Annotated in this window: 23 protein-coding genes, 1 tRNA gene and 3 pseudogenes; 20 read left to right on the forward strand and 7 right to left on the reverse strand. The window is 47.2% G+C overall.

Annotation, left to right across the window (positions count from 1 at the left end):
• Positions 1–375 (forward strand): hypothetical protein (locus tag LGZ99_RS16840; protein ID WP_262979361.1); only part of this gene is annotated, 375 nt, incomplete at its 5' end.
• Between the two features lie 221 nt (positions 376–596).
• On the opposite strand, the pseudogene LGZ99_RS25035 reads toward LGZ99_RS16840, so the two are convergent.
• A pseudogene (locus LGZ99_RS25035) lies at positions 597–710 on the reverse strand (IS982 family transposase); the annotation flags it as partial.
• Between the two features lie 73 nt (positions 711–783).
• Here LGZ99_RS25035 and LGZ99_RS16845 point away from each other — a divergent pair.
• Positions 784–1,939 (forward strand): annotated as a pseudogene (locus LGZ99_RS16845) (IS701 family transposase).
• 139 nt (positions 1,940–2,078) lie between these two features.
• Here the strand turns inward: LGZ99_RS16845 and LGZ99_RS24895 are convergent.
• Positions 2,079–3,634 (reverse strand): annotated as a pseudogene (locus LGZ99_RS24895) (ShlB/FhaC/HecB family hemolysin secretion/activation protein).
• 750 nt (positions 3,635–4,384) lie between these two features.
• A complete protein-coding gene (locus LGZ99_RS16860) occupies positions 4,385–4,678 on the reverse strand; it encodes a hypothetical protein (RefSeq protein WP_152552726.1) in 294 nt (97 codons plus the stop codon).
• A 416-nt stretch (positions 4,679–5,094) separates the two neighbouring features.
• Between LGZ99_RS16860 and LGZ99_RS16865 the strand changes: the two genes are divergently transcribed.
• The 14 genes from LGZ99_RS16865 (at position 5,095) to LGZ99_RS16930 (ending at position 16,684) form a co-directional block, all read left to right on the forward strand.
• The gene (locus LGZ99_RS16865; RefSeq protein WP_036838413.1) at positions 5,095–5,985 is read left to right on the forward strand and encodes an integrase domain-containing protein; all 891 of its coding nucleotides are present in this window, start codon (positions 5,095–5,097) and stop codon (positions 5,983–5,985) included.
• Between the two features lie 379 nt (positions 5,986–6,364).
• On the forward strand, positions 6,365–6,496 hold the full coding sequence (locus LGZ99_RS16870) for a hypothetical protein (RefSeq protein WP_262979362.1): 132 nt from the start codon (positions 6,365–6,367) through the stop codon (positions 6,494–6,496).
• A 105-nt stretch (positions 6,497–6,601) separates the two neighbouring features.
• Positions 6,602–6,823, forward strand: a complete 222-nt coding sequence (locus tag LGZ99_RS16875) for a hypothetical protein (protein ID WP_021324418.1) — start codon at positions 6,602–6,604, stop codon at positions 6,821–6,823.
• Between the two features lie 91 nt (positions 6,824–6,914).
• Positions 6,915–7,214 carry a hypothetical protein gene (locus LGZ99_RS16880; RefSeq protein ID WP_262979363.1) on the forward strand — a complete coding sequence of 100 codons (300 nt, stop codon included), beginning with the start codon at positions 6,915–6,917 and terminating at the stop codon, positions 7,212–7,214.
• Entirely contained in the window at positions 7,211–7,510 is a 300-nt protein-coding gene (locus LGZ99_RS16885; protein ID WP_023046214.1) for a hypothetical protein, read from the forward strand. The genes LGZ99_RS16880 and LGZ99_RS16885 overlap by 4 nt, the downstream gene beginning before the upstream one ends.
• Before the next feature lie 76 nt (positions 7,511–7,586).
• Positions 7,587–8,060: a hypothetical protein gene (locus LGZ99_RS16890; RefSeq protein ID WP_023046215.1), complete on the forward strand. Its 474-nt coding sequence runs from the start codon at positions 7,587–7,589 to the stop codon at positions 8,058–8,060.
• Positions 8,061–8,131: 71 nt separating this feature from the next.
• Positions 8,132–10,099, forward strand: coding sequence for a TA system toxin CbtA family protein (locus LGZ99_RS16895; RefSeq protein WP_262979364.1), 1,968 nt, complete (start codon positions 8,132–8,134; stop codon positions 10,097–10,099).
• A gap of 99 nt (positions 10,100–10,198) precedes the next feature.
• The gene (locus LGZ99_RS16900; RefSeq protein WP_036838417.1) at positions 10,199–11,110 is read left to right on the forward strand and encodes a hypothetical protein; all 912 of its coding nucleotides are present in this window, start codon (positions 10,199–10,201) and stop codon (positions 11,108–11,110) included.
• Positions 11,111–11,175: 65 nt separating this feature from the next.
• A complete protein-coding gene (locus LGZ99_RS16905) occupies positions 11,176–11,508 on the forward strand; it encodes a DUF3085 domain-containing protein (RefSeq protein WP_036838419.1) in 333 nt (110 codons plus the stop codon).
• A gap of 88 nt (positions 11,509–11,596) precedes the next feature.
• Positions 11,597–11,785, forward strand: a complete 189-nt coding sequence (locus tag LGZ99_RS16910) for a hypothetical protein (RefSeq protein WP_036838422.1) — start codon at positions 11,597–11,599, stop codon at positions 11,783–11,785.
• A 129-nt stretch (positions 11,786–11,914) separates the two neighbouring features.
• Positions 11,915–12,850, forward strand: a complete 936-nt coding sequence (locus LGZ99_RS16915; RefSeq protein WP_036838424.1) for a DUF1281 domain-containing protein — start codon at positions 11,915–11,917, stop codon at positions 12,848–12,850.
• 157 nt (positions 12,851–13,007) lie between these two features.
• Positions 13,008–13,694 (forward strand): N-6 DNA methylase, encoded by a 687-nt coding sequence (locus tag LGZ99_RS16920; RefSeq protein ID WP_036838427.1) that lies wholly within the window; start codon positions 13,008–13,010, stop codon positions 13,692–13,694.
• 392 nt (positions 13,695–14,086) lie between these two features.
• Complete coding sequence (locus tag LGZ99_RS16925; protein WP_036838430.1) at positions 14,087–15,604, forward strand: conjugal transfer nickase/helicase domain-containing protein; 1,518 nt, start codon at positions 14,087–14,089, stop codon at positions 15,602–15,604.
• 78 nt (positions 15,605–15,682) lie between these two features.
• Positions 15,683–16,684, forward strand: a complete 1,002-nt coding sequence (locus tag LGZ99_RS16930) for a tyrosine-type recombinase/integrase (RefSeq protein ID WP_036838432.1) — start codon at positions 15,683–15,685, stop codon at positions 16,682–16,684.
• 385 nt (positions 16,685–17,069) lie between these two features.
• On the opposite strand, the gene LGZ99_RS16935 is transcribed toward LGZ99_RS16930, so the two are convergent.
• The 4 genes from LGZ99_RS16935 to mutY form a co-directional block, all read right to left on the reverse strand.
• Positions 17,070–17,145 (reverse strand) — tRNA-Phe (locus LGZ99_RS16935).
• A gap of 160 nt (positions 17,146–17,305) precedes the next feature.
• Positions 17,306–18,379, reverse strand: a complete 1,074-nt coding sequence (gene mltC / locus LGZ99_RS16940) for a membrane-bound lytic murein transglycosylase MltC (RefSeq protein ID WP_021324406.1) — start codon at positions 18,377–18,379, stop codon at positions 17,306–17,308.
• 63 nt (positions 18,380–18,442) lie between these two features.
• Positions 18,443–18,715: an oxidative damage protection protein gene (locus LGZ99_RS16945; protein ID WP_021324405.1), complete on the reverse strand. Its 273-nt coding sequence runs from the start codon at positions 18,713–18,715 to the stop codon at positions 18,443–18,445.
• Positions 18,716–18,745: 30 nt separating this feature from the next.
• Entirely contained in the window at positions 18,746–19,786 is a 1,041-nt protein-coding gene (gene mutY, locus LGZ99_RS16950; protein WP_021324404.1) for an A/G-specific adenine glycosylase, read from the reverse strand.
• Positions 19,787–20,027: 241 nt separating this feature from the next.
• On the opposite strand from mutY, the gene trmB reads away from it, so the two are divergent.
• The 4 genes from trmB (at position 20,028) to LGZ99_RS16970 (ending at position 22,831) form a co-directional block, all read left to right on the forward strand.
• Positions 20,028–20,747, forward strand: coding sequence for a tRNA (guanosine(46)-N7)-methyltransferase TrmB (gene trmB, locus LGZ99_RS16955; protein WP_023045364.1), 720 nt, complete (start codon positions 20,028–20,030; stop codon positions 20,745–20,747).
• Entirely contained in the window at positions 20,747–21,073 is a 327-nt protein-coding gene (locus LGZ99_RS16960) for a YggL family protein (protein WP_021324402.1), read from the forward strand. Before trmB ends, LGZ99_RS16960 begins: the two co-directional genes overlap by 1 nt.
• An 80-nt stretch (positions 21,074–21,153) precedes the next feature.
• A complete protein-coding gene (gene glsB, locus LGZ99_RS16965) occupies positions 21,154–22,080 on the forward strand; it encodes a glutaminase B (protein ID WP_021324401.1) in 927 nt (308 codons plus the stop codon).
• A 28-nt stretch (positions 22,081–22,108) separates the two neighbouring features.
• Positions 22,109–22,831 carry a YggN family protein gene (locus LGZ99_RS16970; protein WP_023045365.1) on the forward strand — a complete coding sequence of 241 codons (723 nt, stop codon included), beginning with the start codon at positions 22,109–22,111 and terminating at the stop codon, positions 22,829–22,831.
• Positions 22,832–22,925 lie beyond the last annotated feature (94 nt).

The following is a 22,925-nucleotide window of genomic DNA, read 5'->3' on the forward strand; positions in this document are numbered from 1 at the left end:
TATGTGAGTTCAAGTATGCTACTTAATAGAGCAGCATCATTTGTTAATTTAAAAGATAAAACTATCAATGCATTATATAGTAAGCTCGAGAAAATTTTCAGGTCAAAGACTATATGGACTGATTTTTCAGCTGATAATAAAATCGATGATGTAGGTTCAAAAATTATAATTATTCATGATAGATTTGATGATTATGTAGACTATTCTCAATCTAAAAAAATAAACGATGCTGTTAAAGATTCAAAGATGATATCTACAGAAGGCTTAGGTCATTTTAAGATTTTATCAGAAGACAGTGTTGTGAAACATGTATTAAGAGAAATTAATGATTCAGATATGAAAGATAGATTGTCACTAATATTTTCAGGAAATTAAATATCAATCATAGGTTACAAAATTCTCATATGTTGGTAAACGCTTTTTTACTGAGGACTCCCTTCATGAATTTAATAGCTTGATTTATGTAACAGGAATTAGTGTAAGATTCGGGCTAATGTTTTCATTACACAGTAAATATTGTATTTTCTACGAATGTTTATGTCTGAAAATGCACGTGAATAGGCTTTGTTGCGTAATTCGATGGAACTAAATCAACCTCAGTTTTGTTTAAGCATCGCAATTTCATGATCACATAAACCTAAGCTCGGCTTTTTCGGCTGGAATGTATAAGCAATTAATCCTGATGCGACCTCCAGAAAAAAGCCGACTATTACTACAGCCGTACGCCCCATTGTGGCATGATAACCCCTGACATTTTTTCCTGAAAAGAGGGGGAGGTGTTCAATGCACTTACCTACTAACGCTTGGGAACAGGAACTGCGCTCACTGCATACCCGATTAGCTCCCTTGTTTTACCACCCCGGCCCACAACAACGCAGCCTTGCCTATCTCCGGGGACTGCTCAGTGACGTTGAGCGTAAAAATGGCTGGCAACTGGCGGAATGGATAGGCGAACGCACGCCTGATGGGATTCAACATCTGCTGGAGCGCGCTCGCTGGGATGTCGACGTCGCCCGCGATATTTTGCGTGACTATGTGACAGAGCATTTGGGCGATGAACACGGGGTGCTCATTGTGGATGAAACCGGATTTATCAAAAAAGGCGCGCATTCTGCCGGCGTGCAACGTCAATACAGTGGCACCGCCGGGCGCGTCGAAAACAGTCAGATAGGCGTCTTTCTCTGTTATGCCGGTCAGGGCGGCCATGCCTTTATTGACCGGGCGTTATACCTGCCCAAACCTTGGACGGATGATCGGCCCCGCTGTGACGCCGCTGGCATTCCTGACTCAGCCACCTTTGCCACCACCGCAACTCGCCCAGCAGATGCTGGAACGCGCATTACCCTGCCGCTGGGTGACGGCAGATGCCGTTTATGGTCAGGATCGTCGCCTGCGCTGCTGGCTGGAGTCCCGATATCAACCGTTTGTGCTGGCGATCCCCAAAAATGAACCGTTGTGGTGGCAAGGTCCGACCTCTGTCAGAGCGGACAACATTGTGGACAGCCTGACGCCTCAGCAATGGGAAACACATTCTGCGGGGCGGGGAGCGAAAGGCGAACGTCAGTATGACTGGGTTTTAGTGCCGCTCTGGCGTTTACAACTCAGTGAGAAAGAACGGGAATATGGCCATTATCTGCTGGTTCGGCGCAGCCGGGATGAAAAACAGGAACGGGCCTACTATGTGGTGTATGCGCGCAGAGAACAGGCTGATCTGAAAATCCTGGCTCAGGTGGCAGGCCGTCGCTGGGAAATTGAATGTGGTTTTGAGGAAACGAAGGGAGAATGCGGGCTGGATCATTACGAAGTGCGGCAATGGCACAGTTGGTATCGGCACATTACCTTATCGCTACTGGCCCATGCGGTTCTGGCAGTTTTACGGATACGGGAGAGAAAAAACGCCGGTGGGATTGATCGCCCTCAGTGTGGCGGAACTGCGTAAGCTGCTGTCAAAATTGATGGAAAAGACCGGAGAGAGCGTCGAGCAGGTTTTACATTGGTCATCCTGGCGACGACGACATCAATACCATGCACAACAATGCCATTATCGTCGCCGGGATAACCTTATGATTACAGAGCGATTACGGCTGTAGTACTAGGGCACTCCCCGCCAGGTGTTTTCCGAGCAGAGCGTCACTGTCCCGTCCGCCCACTTCGCCATAATCCATTGCCAGATACAGCGATTGCCCTTTCAGCGGGATTTGCCAGTCCAGTTCGTTACGGCTGTACCAACCCCGATCAGCGGATAAGGTCAACTCGCCATCAAAGCCGCGTACCGTCCAGCGGCCACCGATTGAAAATCGATCCTGGGGCGTCAATGGGCTGGCGCTTATCTGGCGCAGATACTGGGTCTGATAAGAAAAGGGCTGGGAAAACAGCGTTAACGGCCCGGCAAGCGTCGCCGAGAATTGGGTGATTTTGGGTAAGGCGGTCCCTTCATTGCGATACTCTTCCGGCGCAGGTTGCGCGCCAAACCAGCGCATGCCTTGTTGGTAAGTGACCCGGGCGTCTAACGTTGCATTGCCAATGTAATGCTGGTGAGAAAGTCCCAATTTCCAACCCGCGGTTTCCCGACGTTGAACGTCGATTTCCGTGTTATCAATAAAATTGCGGGATGCCCGACGATAAATTTCACCGTTGAGCCCAGTTTTCTGGTCCGCGTTACGGTGCAGAACCCGGCTGAGCTGGACAGACAGGTTTTTGCTTTTGCCCCGGTATTGAATCGCCTGATTCAGCCCGGCTATCGTCTGGGTATAATCGTAATGACTGGCCGTCACGCTCGCCATCCAGTAGCCAAATGGCAGGGAGTAATAGAGCGTGTCGTTTTGGCTGCCTTTCCCGGCAGACGCGTGAATATCGCGCCCAGCGGAGAGATAGAACAGGTCGCTTAGCGCCAGGGGTTATCCAGAAAAAAGGTGAATCCACCTTGATAACGCCCGGTACTTTTGGAACCGGTATCATCCAGATAAGTGGCGACTCGCCAGTGCCGTGACTGACGCCAGTCCAGTACAATATCACTCTCCCCTGGCTGTTCTGCCGGGACAATATTCATATCCGCCTGAACGGTGGGAAAACGTTGCAGATTTTCCAATCCCTGCTCAATATCCCGTAAATCCAGCAGCTTGCCTTCACGGGCGGGGAACGGGGTTATCCGCTGGATATACTTGCCGCTGTCCGGGGTATAGCGGATATGCCGGATTCTGCCCGGTATCATCACCAGCTTTAAGGTTTGGGTATGCAGATCCTGACGAGGAGCCAGAACCCGGCTGGTGACATAACCATGATTGATGAGCTGATCTTGCAATTGGGTCATCAGCCGGCTAATGCCTTTATCACCGAGGCAATGGTTTTCGCTCTGTTGGGCAACATGCCTGAACGGTAACCAATGCGGGAAATTTTCGGTGCCTGCTAGGATGACACGGGTGATGGGAAAACACGGTGTTTCCACTGGGAATGTGGATGACACTGCTTTTTCGGGTACAGACAGGCGAACATCCGCAGGGGGTGGCGCCAATTGAGCCTCCAGCGCTTGCTGACGTGCCTGTTGATGGATCAGTTGTTGATCTGCAATGTCTGCGGCCTGACTGCTTGGAATCAGGCTACAAAAAACCGCAAACACTAAAATACTGCTTTTCATTGTCTTTCTATTCCACAATTTCGAAGCAGTATTAACCCTAAATTTAATTTAGCGATCAATATTCAGGGTTTATTATTAGTCAGGTAACTAAAATAGGCTGGATGGTTAAGATAGCAGCAAAAACAAGGTGTTATATTATAGTGCAAAAAATAAACCAATGTTATCATTGCGTTGCAAATTGTATAAAAAACAGATTAATATTAATCATTTAATAACCAATGCTAATAATTTCATTTTTTGTTTTAATTTTGTGATTACTGTCACATTTTTTATTTTAATTTCAGAGTGAAACTACATTGAAATGTGACATTTATCGTCAATTAGTGATTGGGTATTACCTTTTATGATTAGATGATGACTTTTAGCTCAGTTGGCAGAACAGGCGCTATGTTATTGCGGATGGGGAGATAACCATCAGGCAGCAGGTGTGCGTCATTAACTCACAAATTGGAAAAAATCATGAATCCTCAGGAGACAAAGATCCCTAGTGCGGATTTATCTATGCCAGTTTTGCTTTTTGTTAACTGTTCGGCCTGTCATTGTGCTCACTTTTTGAAGAGCATAAATGATTATTCTATGCGGTATGAAAAGCTTTCTTGACGTTGAGATGGACCTTGATTAATTTAAGGCAGTATTCGTTGTCGCATAAGCGATCGTTAATGTTCCCGCAGTCTGAGAGGAACGCCTTCGGGTGACTGATTTCAATGCCATTGTAGCCTGAGAGGTGGCGTCTTCGGACGGTAAATCCGTTTATCCTTTGAAAACGGGTATCACTAGCAATAGTGATGAAGGTGCAATTTCACAGACACTTTGCTGACTTGTCAGTATCCTCAGACAACAACCTACGGGTTGATTTTGCTTTCTACGCTTGCCTGGGTGGTTTCGTTCAGCAGTCCGGATGACTGTTGCCAGATTTGACAGGTTATTGGGTATCTTGCGGACAACGCATTGGGTCCAGAAGAAATGGGCGGCGTCACTTGTTGGCGTGATAACGAAAACCAAGTGACGCTGCCAGCGTACAACCTGCCAAACCACGTAATACAAGCTTTCCCCGCATCTTTTACCTTCTGACCAATACGTGGTACACCGGTCGGCGGGTTTGAAGATCGCTATTCACCTTAACGTCCTGGGTGAAAAACAATCATGTTGACGTTTTATATTCAGAAGAAGGAGAACAATCGACTCGGTATTGATGGCGACGTCAGTGAAAACTGGCGTTGGAGGTAGTCTGACAACAGTCAGGACGGTGTAAACCGCGAACAGCTCGGAGAGCTGGGGTGCCTCGTAAGAACTCAACATTTCGCCACCCCGATGCACAGATATCAGTCGAGCCGCAGGAAGCGCAAATCAAACCGTGCCGTTGGGGTTGAGAGATGACATTCAGAACACCGTTTTGTATTGCTTGCCTCCGTCAGGTTGCAAGCGGTGGTGTCGTGTGGGTTAAAAAGGAAATCGTTTGCATGTCAAAGTTGAGTAAGCAGTTAGTGACATTGGCTCGTCAGGCTGGCGGCAGTTTTAAAACCGTTTCAGACAGAATGAAAATAGCCAAACGTCTGGCGGAAAGCATGGCGATATTAAATATTCAAATCCGTGATATTAACAATATGAAAATTAATCATATTGAAAAATATATCGATAGCCGAAAGTCAGAGAATATTTCAAAGCGAACGTTACAAAATGAGATGGCGGCTGTTCGGGCGATATTCGCTATGGCGGGAAGATCTCAATTAGCTCACCCTCATCACGAACGGTTAAGTAATCATGCGCTCGGATTATCTGGCGCCAGCCGGGAGGGGACTAAGATGGCGATTTCGGATGAGCGTTATCATACGACGCTTGTTTTGGTCCGGGGGAAAGATGAAGGAGTAGCTGCTGCTATGCAACTTTCTCGTTATCTGGGACTGCGAACGGAAGAAGCGGTTCAGGCGGCAAAGTCATTAAGAACGTGGGAAAAAGCCTTATTGCGTGGGGATGAAAGAGTGAGGGTGGTGTTTGGTACAAAAGGAGGACGTCCCCGTGACACGACGGTGGTTGATCGGGATAAAGTGCTCCGGGCAGTCAGGACGGCAATAAAGTATGCTAATAAAAATCAGGGTCGTTTGATTGATAAGCCGAATTTACATTCAGCCATTGATCGTTACCGGAATATTGTCAGGGAAGCGGGGTTAACCGGAAAGTCTTCACCACACAGTTTGCGTTATGCTTATGCTGTTGAGGCAATAAATTATCATTTGTCAAAAGGATTCAGTCGAAAAGAAGCGGCAGCGATGGTTTCGATGGATTTAGGGCATGGGGATGGACGAGGATATTATGTTGTCCGTGTTTATCATAAACAGCATAGTGATGATTAATCGGCGTTTGAATTTAACTTGAATCGAAACCGCCCTGGGCTTAATATCAGTGCGTTAATTTGTTGTTTTCGGACAACGGCCAATGTCAGATGAGTCTGAGACTGACGCTTTTGGGTGACTCGTCATAAAACCATTGTAACCTGAGAGATGGTGCCTTTGGGCGGTACACCCGTTTATCCTTTGAAAACGGGTATCACTGATTACAGTGATGAAGGTGCATTTTTAGTAACACACGGTGGCAGGCTGGCCATCTGATGATCTCACCTCCGAGAGACAGGGTGAATCCTGTTGTCTCTCTCATATCAACCACCTCCTGATGGGGAATACCTTTCCCTGAGGGATGAGGTTATTCCTCATTTTTTATATTTGAGGAAATATTATGCAAACTTTATCGTTATTAACGGAAATATCGGTGCAATCTGTCCCGCTTGAAGCGGTGATTGGGCGTAAAGTTAAGTCGGGAAGATTGCCTCGGCTAGCGATACTTATCAGGCATCTTGATAAGGATTGACCTGACGGATTTATTCACTTTGCATGATGTTCTTGACGGACATTTTTTTTCACTTCCCGGGGCTTGTCCCCGTCAAGGGCGGGTTTCCGGTAACAGGAGCTGTTAATGCCTGCTTTTCATTCACCTTCTGATCCGACAATCCTGCCGGCTTCAGAAACATTAACCCCGAAACAACAATCCCTCATCCGCGATTTGATCCGTGATGAATGTGACTACCGTGATCGTGACGCACTCTTCAAACTTTTGAGCGTGATAACGCTGCTTAAATTTGCAGGGATTTTAACGCTGGGTGTGTTGTTACTGGTTTTCCGGTTGTTATGGGGATAAAAGGAGACGAACGATGCTAATGATCTTTGTGACAGTGCTTTGGGGCGTGATTCGCTGGATTTCTTTGTCGTTTTACCATGTGCTGTCCTGGTTGTTACGGCGAAGACCGGTGAGGTTACCGGCAGCTCATGCGCGAAGGCACACGGTGTATGCCGGTAAATGGCAACTCTCTGACGACGCCAAGTCGTGCGGGAGACCGGTGGTGGTGAGAGATATGCACAGCTACAAACCGGGTGTCGAGTTGCTGTATTTCGGTGAGGAGAAGCCGGAACCATTCTATTGCGATCAGTCTCTTATTGATGAGACGGAAGCGGTCGGGTCGGCACAACAGATGCTAACGCGTTTGTTGAGACAGCGCAGTTTGTCGACCGCTTATGATGAAGCCGCATGATGGACAATGAGATGTTGACTACAGTTACCCAGGTAGTGATGCCGGCTGTGGCGATTGAAGAGCCAGTCTGGCTGCGGGTGGTGAGTTATCCGTCTGCGCCGGAATATGAAACAGAGCGGTTTCACCAACTGATTTATCAGGCATTCAAAGCCTGGTCGGCAGCAAAGCCGGGAACGTGTGAGGTGACGTTTGGTTTTTTCTGTTTGCCGCATAACGGCGACATGAAAGTCCCTTTGTGGCAAGCCTTACGGCTTAAGTATGAACCTGACCGGCTGCTGATTGCGCTGGACGCCTAATTTATTGACCACCCTGACGGGGAAACCCGTGAGGGTTAACGCCGTCAGTCATTTTTTTGCAACAGGAGTTAACCCTATGAGTACGATGTCGACTAAAGAGCAGACCCCGGTACCGCCCCGCTCCCTGTCAATACAGGCGCTGGCTGAACCGGAAATATTCAGAAAAACCCGTAGCCGGTTTAATCAGTGGCTGCAGGCGCAATTCGACAATCACTATCACACGCTGAGAAATCACGGTTACCGCTGTTTTCTGGCTCGTCATCATCCGACCGAGCTTGAGCGTTACGATGAGGCCTGTGAAGCCTTACGGCGTGAGGAATTTCACCGGTTCAGTGAGTTGCAGACGCTGGGGCTGTTCCTGTATCAACAGGTTCAGCTAAAGGAGAAAAAACTCAGGCAGCGTCGTCGCTGGCTGTTGACCGGGATAGCATTGACGTCGCTGGTGACAGGCGTGTGTTTGATGCTTCACGCTTACGAGGTTGACTTGTCAGCAGTTTATCATTGGCTGACCGCGTTACCGGCCAGAATAGCTAATTATTTCATGCGCTAATTATTTATCCCTAGGGGAGAGACGACTCCCTGTGGAAGGGTCTCTTCCTTAATTTTAGACAGGAAAAGATGATGACCCTTTCTTACCTACCGGATGATATCTGCCGGTTAATCACCCGACGTCTTACGGACAGCCTGGAAAATGGATGGATGCCCTGGCAGCAGCCCTGGTTGGCGGGTAGTGAATACGGTTTGCCACAGCAGGCGCTGACAGGGAAGCCATTTAGCGGTATCAATGTGTTGCTGTTGTGGCAAGCCATGCAACAGCGGCAGTTGATATCTAACCGCTGGTTAACTGGTGATGAGTTAAGAGCGTTGGGCGGATGGGTGGTCAACGGTGAAAAACCGACAACCATCGTCCGTTACCGGCCTTCAATGTCGCTGATGCGTGTCATTAATCTGGAACAATGTGCAGGACTGCCGGCAGAACTTCAACCGGGTTGTCCTTTACCTCCCCGTCCGGCTCCCGGTTTTGCCGCTGTTCAGCAATTGATGATGACCAGTGGGATCTCCGTGGTTCACCGGTCAGGCATCGTGCCCGTTTACCGGCCGTTGCATGATCGTATTGAGCTGCCCGTCCGGCAGGACTACGTTGAAGATTCACAATACTGGCATGATCTGTTGCATCAACTGGTGAGTGCTACCGGGCATCCGTCCCGCTTGAACCGCTTTGGTCTGACAGCCCGAAGCGAGTGGGATGACAGGCGGGAGCAAGGGGTGACAGCTTTGGGATCGGCGTTTGTGGCTGCACTGACCGGTGTGTGGGGTAACCCGGTATATCCGGATAGTGTGGCACCCTGGGGACAGACTTTGCGTGCAGATCCGTGGTGGTTGTTTCAGGTGGCTAATGATGCCCGTCGTGCTATGGATTATTTGCAGCACCGAAGGCAGCAGTTACCAACCCGTGTAGGGTTGTGGCAACAGATGGCGACCGTACTGCTCAGCGAACATTATGGCCTGCCGCTGGATGACACGATGTTAGGATGTGATGCAGTTGTTCAGCGTCATATCGACGGTGGTATCACGCCGCTCATGGCTATCAGTGCATTGGCACGAATATACGAGTGGGACCGGTGTGATCAGTCCGAAGGGCGGTTATTCCCGGAAGAATTGGGGCCGGCCAGTGAGGCACTGGCATTGTTCTCCAGCCAGCCATCGTGTCTGAACTATTATCGGGTGCCGGTCACAGAACAGGCTGATACCGATGAACCGGATACGTTATTACAACCTGAGCAGTTGTCACCGTCGGTGGCGTCTGAGACGGGCTGTGAGGATGAAGATAATGATCCGACTGACGATAATGTGGTGGCGCTGCCATTGGCGGAAACTTACCGGGAACCGAATCCACATAAACAGGCGTTTATCAGACTGTTTAACCAGATTGCACCCCATGAAAATCGCTGGCAGGTGTTCTGTGATTTTGTGCATATGTCAGCCTGCTCACTGTACAACGTGCTGTTGCAAAATGAGGAATTTGAAGCGGACTATATGCAGCGGGTGAAGCGTTATTCCCGTGAAGATGCATGCCGGCTGAGTCGTTTGCTGAGTGAAGTTATCATGGGGCTGGAGTATGCAGTCGGTGATTTTCTGGGGGCTATTTTCATGGCGCTGGAATTAGGTCATGACCAGGCGGGTCAGTATTTTACGCCGTTTCCTGTCAGCCATATGATGGCCAAAATGCGACTTGCTGAGGGTTTGCCGATGCTGGCGTCCGGGGAGCGTGAATACATCACGGTGTCTGACCCGGCTTGTGGCGCCGGCGGGATGATTATTGCAATGCATCAGGCCCTGCTGGAAGCGGGGTTTAATCCTCAGCAACAGATGCTGGCGTTTTGTGTCGATATCGACCCGGTTGCCGCGATGATGACATATATCCAACTGTCGTTGCTGGGTGTCCCGGCCGTGGTCACGGTGGGCGATTCACTCACGAATGTCATGTCTCAACAAATGGTGACGCCAATGTACCATTTAGGCTTCTGGCAGTTCAAACGTCAGCGTCAGGAAGCTGAAGACGAAATAGCGATGCGCAAGGCTGGCTGATACACATTTTTAATTTAAGTCACCATTGGGTGGCCTCACATTAACCCGATGGGGGATGTCCCCTACTGGGGGAACCCCGTCAATCACGAGATTTCTCTTATGTCTTTATTACGTTTTTATATCCGGCATCAATTCGTCGAACGAATGGGGCTGGCGCTGGATGACGACGCTATTTTCTGTCTGTTTCATGAGTGCCAGGGAGACTACGTCAATACCCATGTCAAGTTTACCAAAGCGTTACTTTTGCCCGTCATGACTCATCTTTTGGACAGTTTGTCTGAGGAGCCGGCAAACCGGGCCAGATGCAGAAATAGTGAACGTATCCTGACATTATGGATACGGGGAATGGATGCGATATCTCATGTTTATCAGGATCTAAGGCTCATGCCCTATACCCATCCGGACAGCAGTGGTCGTGTGGATACCCTTATCCGGCCGGATACCGCTGTGCTACTGAATCTGACGGCAGAGCAGTTTTTGCGTCTGACGGCGCAGGATAATCTGCCGGAGGAGGAACAAATCACGCTGGAACAGTTCAGTAAAACGCAACAGTACTGGACACGTTTTATGGACTACTTGGATAAGCAGTTGACAGAAACGTGTCTGTATTGTTTTGAGCGCCTGAGTAAGTTTTTGTATTACTTACAGGTCGAATCTCGTCCGATACGCCAGTTTTCTACCGCCTTTGGTCGCATTCGGGTAGGGATGGGACCGCAGGATCTGGACAATATTGTGGTAGAGGAATTTGCACCTGAGTATATCAGTCAGTATATCGATCGGGTTGCTGATGGCATTTTTACCCCAGTGGAGTTCCGTGCCGACGTGGTGTACTGCAATGGGATTATGATGGAAATCTTTCGTTTGGATAGGGACATTGAGGATATTGACCACCCAAACCTTCAGGATTATCGGGAGGTGGTGGATGAGGCCATCAGCTGGGTACGTGAACAATTTGTACCGGGAACCCGTTCAGTGAGCATGGCTGCGCCGGTACAGCGGTTGGCAGCATAACTGAAATTTAACCTATTGAGGGAAATGTTCCCTCAAGGGGAACGTTTCTCCTCAGGAGAACGACGATGTTACTTTTTAAGGCGAAAGACCTGAAACCCGTGTTGTGGGAAGCGATAGCCCATCAGTGTGACGTGTTGCTGGTCAAGGATCAGGGGATTTATATCCTGTCTGATAACGGTTCGATGCAAAACGGTAAGCGTCTTGTCGCGTATGCTCGCGGTTATCATCCGGAGAAGGACGCAGGCTGGTATGAACGTGCCCGGGCGGAAGTGGGCGGCGATGATTTCGCGGAAAAGCTGGGTTTCGCTGTATCTACACTCAACCGGTTACTGCATGACAAATGTGATCTGAAGGTGACGCTGACAGCCACACAAATTATCACGCAATTTTACCCCTGATTGCCGGGATGCCGGCAATCGTTTTCACCCTGACGGGCGTTATTTCCCGTCAGGGGATAACGCCCGTTTTTATTTCGGAGCGTTACCGATGAAAAAGATTAAGACCAAAACATTCCCAAAAACTGTCCGCAAAAACAAAGCTGCCCGTCGTCATGGCAGACGTTTCCGGCCTGATTTGTACCGGGTGATGACGGGCAGGATTATCGCGGCGTTTGGAAAAAGAAGGCGTCCTGATGGACAGGCCACAAAATTGTGTAAACCGGCTGTCCGGCTATAAATAACTTGGACGGGGCTGTCCGAAAGCCGGATAGCCTTTTTTCACATTGCTGAACTTATCACTTGCCTGTGGGGGCATTACCTCCACAGGGTAAGCCCTCTTTCAGGTAAAAAAAGAGGATTTTTTACTATGCCGAAGTGTTACGCCAATCGTTTGCATATCACAGGCCAACCTGACCAGCTGGATGCCCTGCAACAATGGGCACTGGGAGACAAAATTCCCTACTACGGGCAGGCTATCCATCAAAGTATTAAGCTGTTTGTCGCGGGCTGTGCCGGTCTCCTGCAACCCACTGAAACGACAGATTACTCACTGTATCCAGCGCTGGTAGCGCAGGGAACAGGGGAAGGTTCACCGGAAAACCGGGCGTTTGAGCACTGGCTGGCCTTGTTAAAAGAGAATGTGGCGCTTGATGAAGTCACCAGCCAACAGATTGACAGGCTATACCAACAAAGTGGCCTGGCCGCGCGAAAATGGGAGACGTTGCTCCCGGCAGCGCAGGAAACCATCAGGGCTTTGTTTAACCAAAAATCCTGTGACTGGTTCGGTCTGTTGACTTGGAACGCAGAACGTGATGCTGAAATGCTGTGGTCTCATCTTGATGACCGGCTGACAGAAACGGTTCCTGGTGACTTGTTTCTGCTGATACCGACCCATCTTGCGAGTGAAATCAATGGATTTTGCGGTGGGTTGTTAAGGGATCACGAGACGACTCATGAGTTGTATTTCCGATTGTACGGTATGACACGGCCGCGAGGTTATGACATAGCCTGGAAGCACAATGACGATGGCAGTCTGACCGGGAATTTTGACGCAACACCCTGGGAGCCGTGGTATGCAAAAATCATAGCACCTTTGTCCGGACAATATCACTGCCATATCACCCACTATTTTGAGGATGTTTGTGACTTTTGTGGTTACGACAAATATCGGAATGGGCAGTGGGAAGAAGGTCGCATCGATGAGCTGGAATTTGGTGAGGAAGACGGTATCCGTAAAGTGATAGGGCCGGCCTACATTCTCGGCAATATTTCACATGACGGGCGTTATTTCATTTATCCGTAGGGAAATTCCCCGGGGTGAATTGATTTAAAAAAAACAGGTTCAGGTTTGCCTGAGCGTCTGATAATTCTACTGCCGGCGGATATTGCGCCGGCGATTTACCCATTGGGGGAATATTTCCTCTGAGGGGGCGTGTTCCCCCTTTTCTCAGGAACACGTTTTGTCTGTATTGATTAAGCACAAAAAAGCGTTTATGGCTTTATTGAATGAAACGGCTCGTTACCCTCATCGCTACCGGGTATTTGGCGATTTTGTGCAGTGTGCGGCGATTAGTCTGCATAATGCTGTTCGCCCGGACAGTGAGCTGGAACAACAGTATTTGCAAATCATAAAACACTATGAACCGGAAGATGTGACCCGGCTGTCTCAACTGCTTGTGCATGTCATGAGGGTATTACCCCACGATTTTCTTGGCGGCATTTTCATGGAGATGAATTTGGGTAGCAAACACCTGAAGCAATTCTTCACACCCTGGCATATTAGCCGGGTGATGGCAAACATGCAATTGAGTGACATGCGACAATTTTTAGAGAAACACCCCTTTTTCACCTTGTACGAGCCTGCCTGTGGTGCGGGTTGTATGGTTATTGCGGTGGCGGAAGAATTGAAAACCTCAGGCTATGCCCCTGCCCGGCATATGTGGGTATCCTGCGTTGATATGGACGTCGTAGCCGCTTCGATGGCCTATATTCAGCTTTCTCTGCTGGGGATCCCCGGCGAGGTGGTGATAGGTAATGCACTGACGAATGAACGTCATCGGGTCATGTATACCCCGGTACACTGGCTGGAAAACTGGCCGTGTCGTCTCAGGAAAAATCGTAAGCAGCATGAAGTTCAAACGGTTTGAGACACTGGATTAAGCCAATTCCGGCTCTTGGGCCGGAGTTTTTATCCAAAACAGGACGGAGATGAGAAATAAACCGAGTGAGGTTATTTTGTTCATCCCTGACACGTTTTAGTCTGAATCAATAGTGCTTCCCAGATGCACTGGACACACTCTATTTTCCGCTTTAACCCTTTGCATGATCCATTTTTGAATAAAATTCTTGCCTTTTGTATTTATCATGACTGATTCAACGAAAGAACCGGATACCCGCTTCGTTTACCCGTGATTGAATTGGAAACGTTTGAATCATTGCATGCGGTTTTCATCGATTAATTTTTATTCTCGGAAAAGAGTTTTGCCTTGTCCCTGTCAGAGGATGTATTAGGGTTTCGGGAAAAAAGGGGAGATTAATCGTGTTGAAAAAAATTAACATCCTGCTGGCGGGAACCTCCGCAAGAAAAAAATCACTTCCACAATCCGCCTTCATCCCAGAAACGGTCAAAGCAGGCTACTTTTTGCCGTCTGAGTCCAGGCTGCTGCTGGATACTGCCCGGCGTCGGCAGTGTTTACAGTCTCTGTGGGACAATAGCACATTACCCAAAACACACTATCAGGCGCTGTGGCTGGCCCCGTTACATGAGTGTGTTGCATTGATGCAACAACTTCCGGCGGCACCACAGGGAACTTATGCCCATCAGGGCGGCTTGATAGATGTGACTTTGCAATGTACTGCATTTGCCGTACGTCTGGCGAAAGGGCAGATGTTACCGCCGGGTGTGGCCCCTGAAACGCAGGCAGAACAAAGTGTGATATGGAACACGGTGGTGTTTTACGCTGCGTTATTTCATTTTTTACCTGTTTTGGCCCAGTTTGACGGAGAACTGGATGAAGGCCAACCCTGGTACCCTGGATTGGCTGTGCCGCAGGGGCCGTATCGTTTCCGGTTCAAAACACCCTCCGTGGAGACGAGGGTTGCCTGTCATTTCGGGATGTTACTCGCCGGGCGGTTGTTGCCAGCTAAGGCGTTGACCTGGCTGGCGTCAGTACTTAATGCCTTGCCTACGCTGTTCTGTATTTTATCCGGTGACATGAAGGAAGATGACGCAATAAATCAGATAATTACAGAAGCTTTGAATAAAGCGGGTGCGCCGACAATATCAGAAATATTCTCTGTCGCGGCTGCATCACCGCAAATGATTGTTTCAGGAAATCCCGATGTTTCTGCTACGCCTTTATCAACCGCAATGGAAAGTGTTCTGCCTTCTCAGAGACGGCAGAAAGATAACACGATGACTGAAATTGTTTCATCAGCCGTGAGGCCGGTTGATGAGATCCCTTCTACTGTCATGACTGTCACGTCGGAGAAGGGGATGCCGCCGGATGGGAGCACGCAACAGCTATTGTCACTCATGGGGATGAATGTCGCGGGCACAGTGACAGAACAGGTTGTGACCAGTGAAGCAGAAATCGTACCGCCATACACGCTGGTGCCTTCACAACACGCGGTTCAGGCAACATTGCAGAACGAAAATGCGATTGAGACACCCTGTATTGGCGAGCAATTCTGGGACTGGTTGTCCGCTGGATTAAGGCATGGAGTGATGACCATTAATACGCCGAAAGCCCGGATACATCTGGTCAGTGGTTTTGTGTTTGTGAGTGTGCCGGCCATTTTCTTCCAGTTTCTCGGTGAGAAGAAGCAGGCGGATGGCAAAGAGGTTAGCCAAAAATGGAAACGGGTACAAACTGCATTCGAACGGTTGGGACGACATCGAGTCAGTGGTGGAAAGTGTTTTTGTTGTTGTCATCTTTATGATTCGGCTGATCGGACTGGCTCCTATCAACGTGTTCATGGCTACTTAATCAAAAACACGTTGCTTTATCGTGACCGTTCTGTACCGGAAGATAGCCCTTTTCTCATGATTTCATGAGAAAGCATCTTGAATAACAATATGTTATTTTCTGCGGCCCGCAATGGGTTTTTAAATTAATGAAGTGAGGAAGTAGAGATGGACAGTATGACCTGGGATAACCTGCTGGATGAGTATTTCTTTGCCAGAATTTTGCGGCCGGATACGGAGTCAAGTTATCGCAAGGTGGTGAATACCTTCCAGGTGTTTGCAGGTGTGGACAATCGGCCTGCTCAAGTGACCCGACAGCAGGTCCTGGCATGGCGCAGATATGTGTTGCATCAGCGCGGACTGAAAGGTGTGACCTGGAACAGTAAGATTACGCATATGCAGGCGGTGTTTAATTTGGCGATAGAAGAAAAGATACTGCCCCAAACGGAAAACCCATTTAATGGTGTAAAGGTCAATGCGAACAAAAATAAAAAGAAAACATTGACCAAAAAACAACTGACAGCCTTGTATCTCACGATGGGACAATTTGAAGAGCGGGAGCGACGGACAGGGGATAACCATCGTGCCCGCTGTGCATTATATCCGACCTGGTACTGGCTGACAGTACTGGATACGTTGCGTTATACCGGGATGCGGCAAAATCAGTTATTACATATCCGGCTGGGGGATGTTGATCTGAATGAGCGCCGGATTATTCTTTGTTCCGAGGGGAGTAAGAACCATTATGAACACCAGGTGCCGGTGGTGAAATGGCTGTATTCACGACTGGAGATTTTGCTGGAGCGTGCCCGGGCCGCTGGGGCAAAACTGAATGATCCCCTGTTTTGTGTGGACTATTTTACCGCCAAAACAGACAGAGGAAATGAAACCGACCCGCTACAGACGATAAAGTCATTCTTTCGGCGCTTGTCAAAGGAGTGTGGATTTGATGTGGGCCCACACCGTTTCCGGCATACCCTGGCAACTGAACTGATGAAAGCGCCTGATCGTAATTTGCAAATGGTGCGCGGATTACTGGGCCATCGCAGTATTGCCACAACGATGGAATATATTGATATCAATCTGGATATTGCCGGGCGTGCGCTGGAGCGTGAGTTGATGCTGTATATCGATGTTGAACCAGAGAGAGGCGAAATGTTAATCGAATAAAGCAGAATATGCCTGCTATTGATTGAACTTGTCTTAATCTATTACAAATTCCCTGTTGCAAAATAGGGAATTTTTTTGAACTGATACTATCACCCATAATTAACTTTCTTCTGATCAATGAGGAAAGTTGAGTAACCAACATACAACATCGTGTTAATTAATTCATTGATTTTAGTTTGGATGGCTTGACAGTTGCAATAGAACTTGTAAATATTGCGCTCGAAAGAAAACGGGACATCTGATTTCTCAGATACCCTGAATCTGGAACCCCTTTGATTAACATCGAAATATTGCATGATTGAATAATACCACGCGATACATTTTTAGGTCCCGGTATCGAACGCCCGTTGAGATTTTTTAATCTCTCAACCAACGCACCTTGAATTGGTGCCCGGAGGCGGAATCGAACCACCGACACGAGGATTTTCAATCCTCTGCTCTACCGACTGAGCTATCCGGGCAACGGGGCGCATTAAACCGTATTCCGTAGGACCCGTCAATATATTTCTTTTGAAATAGTGATTTGTGCTTTGAAATTACTCGATTAGTTAAAAATATAGGCAAAAAAATAACGGAGAGTAGAAGAATTGCTCTCCGTTATTATGTTATCACTCTAACGTTTTAATGATGATAACTTTTCTGGGCAGTGTTGACTTTCATCAGGTAGCGGCGTGATTCTGCCGATGGGTGTCTGGTTGTCAGAGTTTCATAAATATCACCCGGCGCCATTCCATTGATGATTTGAGCCGCTTTTTTCTTATCGTTGGAGAATACCCGTAATACACTGCCTGCACCGCCATTGTAAGCGGTTATCACCGCATAACGGCGGGAGGTTGCGTTAGTAATGCCACCCAGATAACTGTTTTGTAATATCGATAAGTATGCCGTGCCGGCATCAATATTATTTTCTGGATCAAACAGATAACTACGGCTTGGTTGTCCTGATTTGCCTTTCATCTTAAAGACATCACGGCCAGCGGTATGTTGTACAACTTGCATCAGTCCAAGTGCATCAGAGCGGCTGACGGCATATGGGTTAAAACTGGATTCTATTTGCATAATTGCCAGGATCAGGGATTCGTCTACCCCGTATTTAATGGAGGCCTGACGAATCAGTGGCAGATATTTATGAGCGCGTTTATCCAAATGGTTTGGTACCAGTTGCATGGTGACAGACCAGATGACATGTAAACCAGCTTGGCGTTTTTGTAATTTATTCGCCAGCAGATAATCTGCAAAATGTGCTGCCCGCCATTCCCAACGGATCGGCTGACCGTTATTGTCCATAACCTGTCCGTAAAGAAAGGGTTCTTTACTGATCTGAATGTCGTTAATATCAGAATAGAGATCGACAGAACCTGGATCGTCACCCATTAATAAGGTGGTGATAATGGCCTTGCGCAAATATGTTGTGGGGTCTGTCGGAGAAATTGTCTCAATAGTGATCGTGCCGGCCTCAAAATTGATATGGCTTCGGGTCTGGTATTGATCGGTATATTTAACGTAATCTTTTGGGCCTGCAATTAATACTTCGTGCAACCCCCAAATGTTTTCGATGTTGTGGGCAAATTGGCCCATCAAAATATCAAAACCATTGGTATCTTTTATATATTCTTCGTTGTATTTGGTATCTTTGGTATTGGTACAGGAAACGAGCAGTGGGGCAATAACAAACAGAGCTAACAGTTTTTTCATCTTACATTGCCATCTGGTGTTGAATACAACATCAGAGCCAGCGGCTCTGATGAAAGCTGAATATTATTTTTCTGGTGGAGTATATCCGTCAATTTGAATATCATGACCTTCGAACAGAAATTTAGCCATTTCTTGTTCAAGCAATTTACGATCTTCCAGATTCATGGTATTAAGCTTTTTCTCATTGATCAGCATGGTTTGTTTACTCATCCACTGTCCCCACGCTTCTTTGGAAATTTCATTGAAAATGCGTTTGCCCAACTCTCCCGGATAAAGCTGAAAATCCAGCCCCTCGGCTTCACGTTGTAAGAAAGTACAAAAAACGGTTCTGCTCATAATAAATCCTCAAAATAGCGGATATGGGATTCAGCTCAGTTGTTGCAACAGATATTCAACTGGTGCTGCCAGCCCAACAGTCGCGGGTTGCTGTAAGTTATACCAAAGCCCTTTATTTTCATCCATGCAGGCGGCAAAAGATAAAATATTTATTTTTATCGGCACAATATCCAGATGAAAATGGCTAAATGTGTGGCGGAATGCGGTTAGTTGCTCATGTTTGCTGTGAGAAATACCGGATTGTTCCAGCCAGCTATTCAACAAATCCAAGCTTTCAAACTGAGGAAACGCGAATAATCCCCCCCAGATCCCAGTTGGTGGGCGCTGTTCCAGCCAGACAGTGTTGTCATTCTGCATCAGCAGGAAATAAGCTGTTTTTTCAGGAATGCTCTGCTTAGGTTTTTTACCCGGGTATTTTGTCCAGCTATGGTTCGCATAGGCAATACATCCTTGATTTAATGGACAGATTTCACATTTTGGCTTGCTACGGGTGCAAACCATTGCCCCTAAATCCATCATTGCCTGATTAAAATATTCCACTTCTTTTGCTGGTGTTACATTGGTGCTGATTTGCCAGAGGTGACTTTCAACCTCTTTTTTGCCCGGCCAACCTTCTACAGCGTAACAGCGGGCCAATACTCGCTTAACATTGCCATCAAGAATTGGGAAATGTTTACCCTGAGAAAGCGAAAGGATTGCACCGGCAGTTGAACGGCCGACGCCAGGCAGGGCAACGACATCATCAAATGTTGTTGGGAATTCGTCATGATGCCGTTCCACAATCTGTTGCGCTGCTTTATGCAAATTACGGGCGCGGGCGTAGTAACCAAGACCGGTCCATAAATGAAGAACTTCATCAAGCGGTGCGGCGGCAAGTGAAGCTACATCAGGAAAACGTGAAATAAAGCGCTGAAAATAGGGAATGACTGTCGCAACCTGGGTTTGTTGCAACATCACTTCTGAAAGCCAGACGTGATAAGACGTCTTTTCCAGTTGCCAGGGCAGGGTTTTACGACCGTAACGATGGTACCAATCCAGTACCACTTTGGAGAATTGCTTTGCTTCCATCATTGGGATAATTATCTTTAGGAAAAATCAGTGTTTCGTGAACAGGATTGCAACATAGTGTTACCTCTCTGTAAACCGGAACTTTGTTTTCACGGCACTGCGCAATCTGGGATTAAAATTGTACTTGTCACTATTGGGCTTGCTAAAATCGCCCATCTTTGGATAATGCGCTCTCTTTAGGTGGTTTGCCGGTAAAGCAGCCATAAGCGCCTGAATAAATGCCTTTAAAACTGACAGAAATATCATGATAAATAACGTAATTTCGCCGGAATTTGATGAAAATGGCAGGCCATTGCGCCGTGTCAGGAGTTTTGTTCGTCGTCAAGGCCGGTTAACTAATCGTCAGCAACAAGCACTTGATGATCTCTGGCCAAAAATAGGTGTTGAATATCAGGTGGAAAAGCTGGATATGGAGGCACTTTTTGGGCGTGAAGCTCCCATTGTGCTGGAAATCGGTTTTGGCATGGGAGCATCACTTGTCACCATGGCAAGCCAGAATCCCGAGAAAAACTTTCTTGGGATTGAAGTTCATGTGCCTGGTGTCGGTGCTTGCCTGGCTTCTGCTGAAGGTGAAAATATCAGTAACTTGCGGGTGATGTGTCATGATGCTATTGAAGTGCTGGAAAAAATGATCCCGGAGAACAGTTTGGAAATGGTACAGCTTTTCTTTCCAGATCCGTGGCATAAAGCGCGTCATAACAAACGCAGGATTGTCCAGCCGCCATTTGCTGAACTGATAAAAAGTAAGTTGAAAGTGGGTGGTGTATTCCATATGGCGACTGATTGGCAGCCATATGCTGAACATATGTTGGAAGTGATGAATGGCGTAGATAATTACCTTAATTTGTCTGAGAATGGTGATTATGTTCCGCGTCCATCTTCACGCCCGGTAACGAAATTTGAATTGCGCGGTCAGCGGTTGGGGCATGGCGTGTGGGATATCATGTTTAAGAGGGTTGAGTAATGGCTAAAAACCGCAGTCGTCGTTTGCGTAAAAAGATGCATATTGATGAATTCAAAGAAATGGGCTTTTCTGTTAAGTGGAGCTTCCCGTCGAATACACCTATAGATGTTATTGACAGCACTGTTGATGCATTTATTGATGAGCTGATTGAATCTAATGGTTTAGCTCTGGATGCCAGTGGTTACCTGCATTGGGAAGGTTTAATCTGCCTGCAAAAAGTTGGTATGTGTACAGAAGAACACCGCCAATTGGTTGAGAAATGGCTGAAGGATCGCGGTATGGAAGATGTCATGACCTCTGAACTGTTTGATGTTTGGTGGGATTGAATAACATATCGCTGTAAAATAGCCTGAGTGAATAGTAACAGGGGCACCTTTAATCGGTGCCCCTGTCAGGAGTAAAATCAGTGAGTACCACGTTCTCTAACACGTTATTGTCGGATATTTTGCGACAAGTTCGCCCCCTGATAGGCCAAGGGAAAGTGGCAAATTATATTCCTGCACTGGCGGAGGTTCCCGCTGATAATCTGGCAATAGCTATCTGCACCATTGATGGGCAGATATTTCATGCCGGAGATGCTGAAAAGCGTTTTTCGATTCAGTCTATTTCTAAGATATTGAGCCTGACCTTAGCGATGACACGTTATCAGGAACAGGAAATCTGGCAGCGGGTCGGGCAGGAGCCTTCTGGTCAGCCATTTAATTCATTAGTTCAGTTAGAACTGGAAAAAGGCAAACCCCGTAACCCTTTTATTAACGCGGGTGCGTTAATTGTATGTGACATGTTGCAGTCGCGGTTGAGCGCACCTAAGCAGCGTATGCTGGAGGTTGTACGTAGACTTGCTGGTTGCCCTGATATCTGTTACGACAACAAAGTTGCCCGTTCTGAAATGGAACATTCTCATCGAAATGCGGCGATTGCCTATCTGATGAAATCCTTTGGTAATTTCGATAACGATGTGCTTGCTGTACTACAAACTTATTTCCATTATTGTGCTTTGAAAATGAACTGTATTGAACTTGCCAGGTGTTTCATTTATTTGGCGAATCAGGGGAGTACGATAGGTTCTGAACAACAGATTTTAAGTCCACGTCAGGCCAGGCAGATTAATGCGCTGATGATGACCTGTGGTATGTATGATGGTTCAGGTGAATTTGCATTCAGAATTGGTATGCCAGGAAAATCGGGGGTCGGCGGTGGTGTCGTATGTGTCGTGCCGGGAGAATTTACTGTTGCTGTTTGGTCACCGGAGTTAGATCGATCAGGGAACTCTTTAGCGGGTTGTGCTGCCTTAGAACTGTTAGCCGATCGTATTGGGCGATCTGTTTTTTAACTCTCAGGTGGTTTTCTTAGGAGAAAATATGTTACGCAAAACTATCATTGCTGTATCTTTGCTATTTGTTGCTCAGGCCCAGGCAGGTTATGAATGCCAGGTAAATCCACAGAATGACATTATTATTACTTCTCCATCAGTTCAGGTTGTGGGAGCAAGCGGCAATCTCCAGATTTCACCTGATGGTTCAGTTATCCGTGATGGTAAGAATCTGAACTTAAATACGGAACAACGTCGAAAAGCACAACGTTATCAGCAGGCTTTGCGGCAGGATTTACCCTGGATTCAACAAGAAACCAGCAAACATCTGATAACTGCCCGTAAATCTTTGGACAAAGTGGTGGCAGATACTATGGGTAAAGACAGTAATGTGCGTAACCGGTTGTCTGATCTTGAATCAGGGCTTAATAAACAGATAAACCGAATTATTGAAACCCGCTCAGATGGTATAGCATTTCATCATCAGGCGATTAAGCAGGTTGAAAAAGAGAGCCGTAGCTTAATTGAACAGAGCCTTGGTGGAGTATTACAGGACAGCATTAATGAGATTGGCAATAAACAATTCAGTTTGAATGGTGATAATAATCAGGCATTGCAATCTTTGCTTGGTAGTTTAGGTGGGTTGCAGAATAATTTGAAAGCTGAATGGAAAACTCAGGAAGAAGATTTCCAGCGTTTTGGTAAAGAGGTTTGTGGTAAAGTCAGCGGCCTTGAACAACAAAGAATTGAATTACTGAATTCTATTAAATAATTCCCAATAATTACAAATAAGAATCAATTTCAAATTGATTCTTATTTAGATTGACATATTTTTCCTGCCACCTAGAATGCAGATTGTCACTAAT

Source organism: Photorhabdus temperata (genome assembly GCF_025384845.1).
Taxonomy (GTDB): Bacteria; Pseudomonadota; Gammaproteobacteria; order Enterobacterales; family Enterobacteriaceae; genus Photorhabdus; species Photorhabdus temperata.

Coding starts and splice junctions, on each gene's coding strand:
- LGZ99_RS16865 (WP_036838413.1), top strand. CDS start 5,095: ATGTCAAAGTTGAGTAAGCAGTTAGTGACATTGGCTCGTCAGGCTGGC.
- LGZ99_RS16870 (WP_262979362.1), top strand. CDS start 6,365: ATGCAAACTTTATCGTTATTAACGGAAATATCGGTGCAATCTGTCCCG.
- LGZ99_RS16875 (WP_021324418.1), top strand. CDS start 6,602: ATGCCTGCTTTTCATTCACCTTCTGATCCGACAATCCTGCCGGCTTCA.
- LGZ99_RS16885 (WP_023046214.1), top strand. CDS start 7,211: ATGATGGACAATGAGATGTTGACTACAGTTACCCAGGTAGTGATGCCG.
- LGZ99_RS16890 (WP_023046215.1), top strand. CDS start 7,587: ATGAGTACGATGTCGACTAAAGAGCAGACCCCGGTACCGCCCCGCTCC.
- LGZ99_RS16895 (WP_262979364.1), top strand. CDS start 8,132: ATGACCCTTTCTTACCTACCGGATGATATCTGCCGGTTAATCACCCGA.
- LGZ99_RS16900 (WP_036838417.1), top strand. CDS start 10,199: ATGTCTTTATTACGTTTTTATATCCGGCATCAATTCGTCGAACGAATG.
- LGZ99_RS16905 (WP_036838419.1), top strand. CDS start 11,176: ATGTTACTTTTTAAGGCGAAAGACCTGAAACCCGTGTTGTGGGAAGCG.
- LGZ99_RS16910 (WP_036838422.1), top strand. CDS start 11,597: ATGAAAAAGATTAAGACCAAAACATTCCCAAAAACTGTCCGCAAAAAC.
- LGZ99_RS16915 (WP_036838424.1), top strand. CDS start 11,915: ATGCCGAAGTGTTACGCCAATCGTTTGCATATCACAGGCCAACCTGAC.
- LGZ99_RS16930 (WP_036838432.1), top strand. CDS start 15,683: ATGGACAGTATGACCTGGGATAACCTGCTGGATGAGTATTTCTTTGCC.
- mltC (WP_021324406.1), bottom strand. CDS start 18,379: ATGAAAAAACTGTTAGCTCTGTTTGTTATTGCCCCACTGCTCGTTTCC.
- LGZ99_RS16945 (WP_021324405.1), bottom strand. CDS start 18,715: ATGAGCAGAACCGTTTTTTGTACTTTCTTACAACGTGAAGCCGAGGGG.
- mutY (WP_021324404.1), bottom strand. CDS start 19,786: ATGATGGAAGCAAAGCAATTCTCCAAAGTGGTACTGGATTGGTACCAT.
- trmB (WP_023045364.1), top strand. CDS start 20,028: ATGATAAATAACGTAATTTCGCCGGAATTTGATGAAAATGGCAGGCCA.
- LGZ99_RS16960 (WP_021324402.1), top strand. CDS start 20,747: ATGGCTAAAAACCGCAGTCGTCGTTTGCGTAAAAAGATGCATATTGAT.
- LGZ99_RS16970 (WP_023045365.1), top strand. CDS start 22,109: ATGTTACGCAAAACTATCATTGCTGTATCTTTGCTATTTGTTGCTCAG.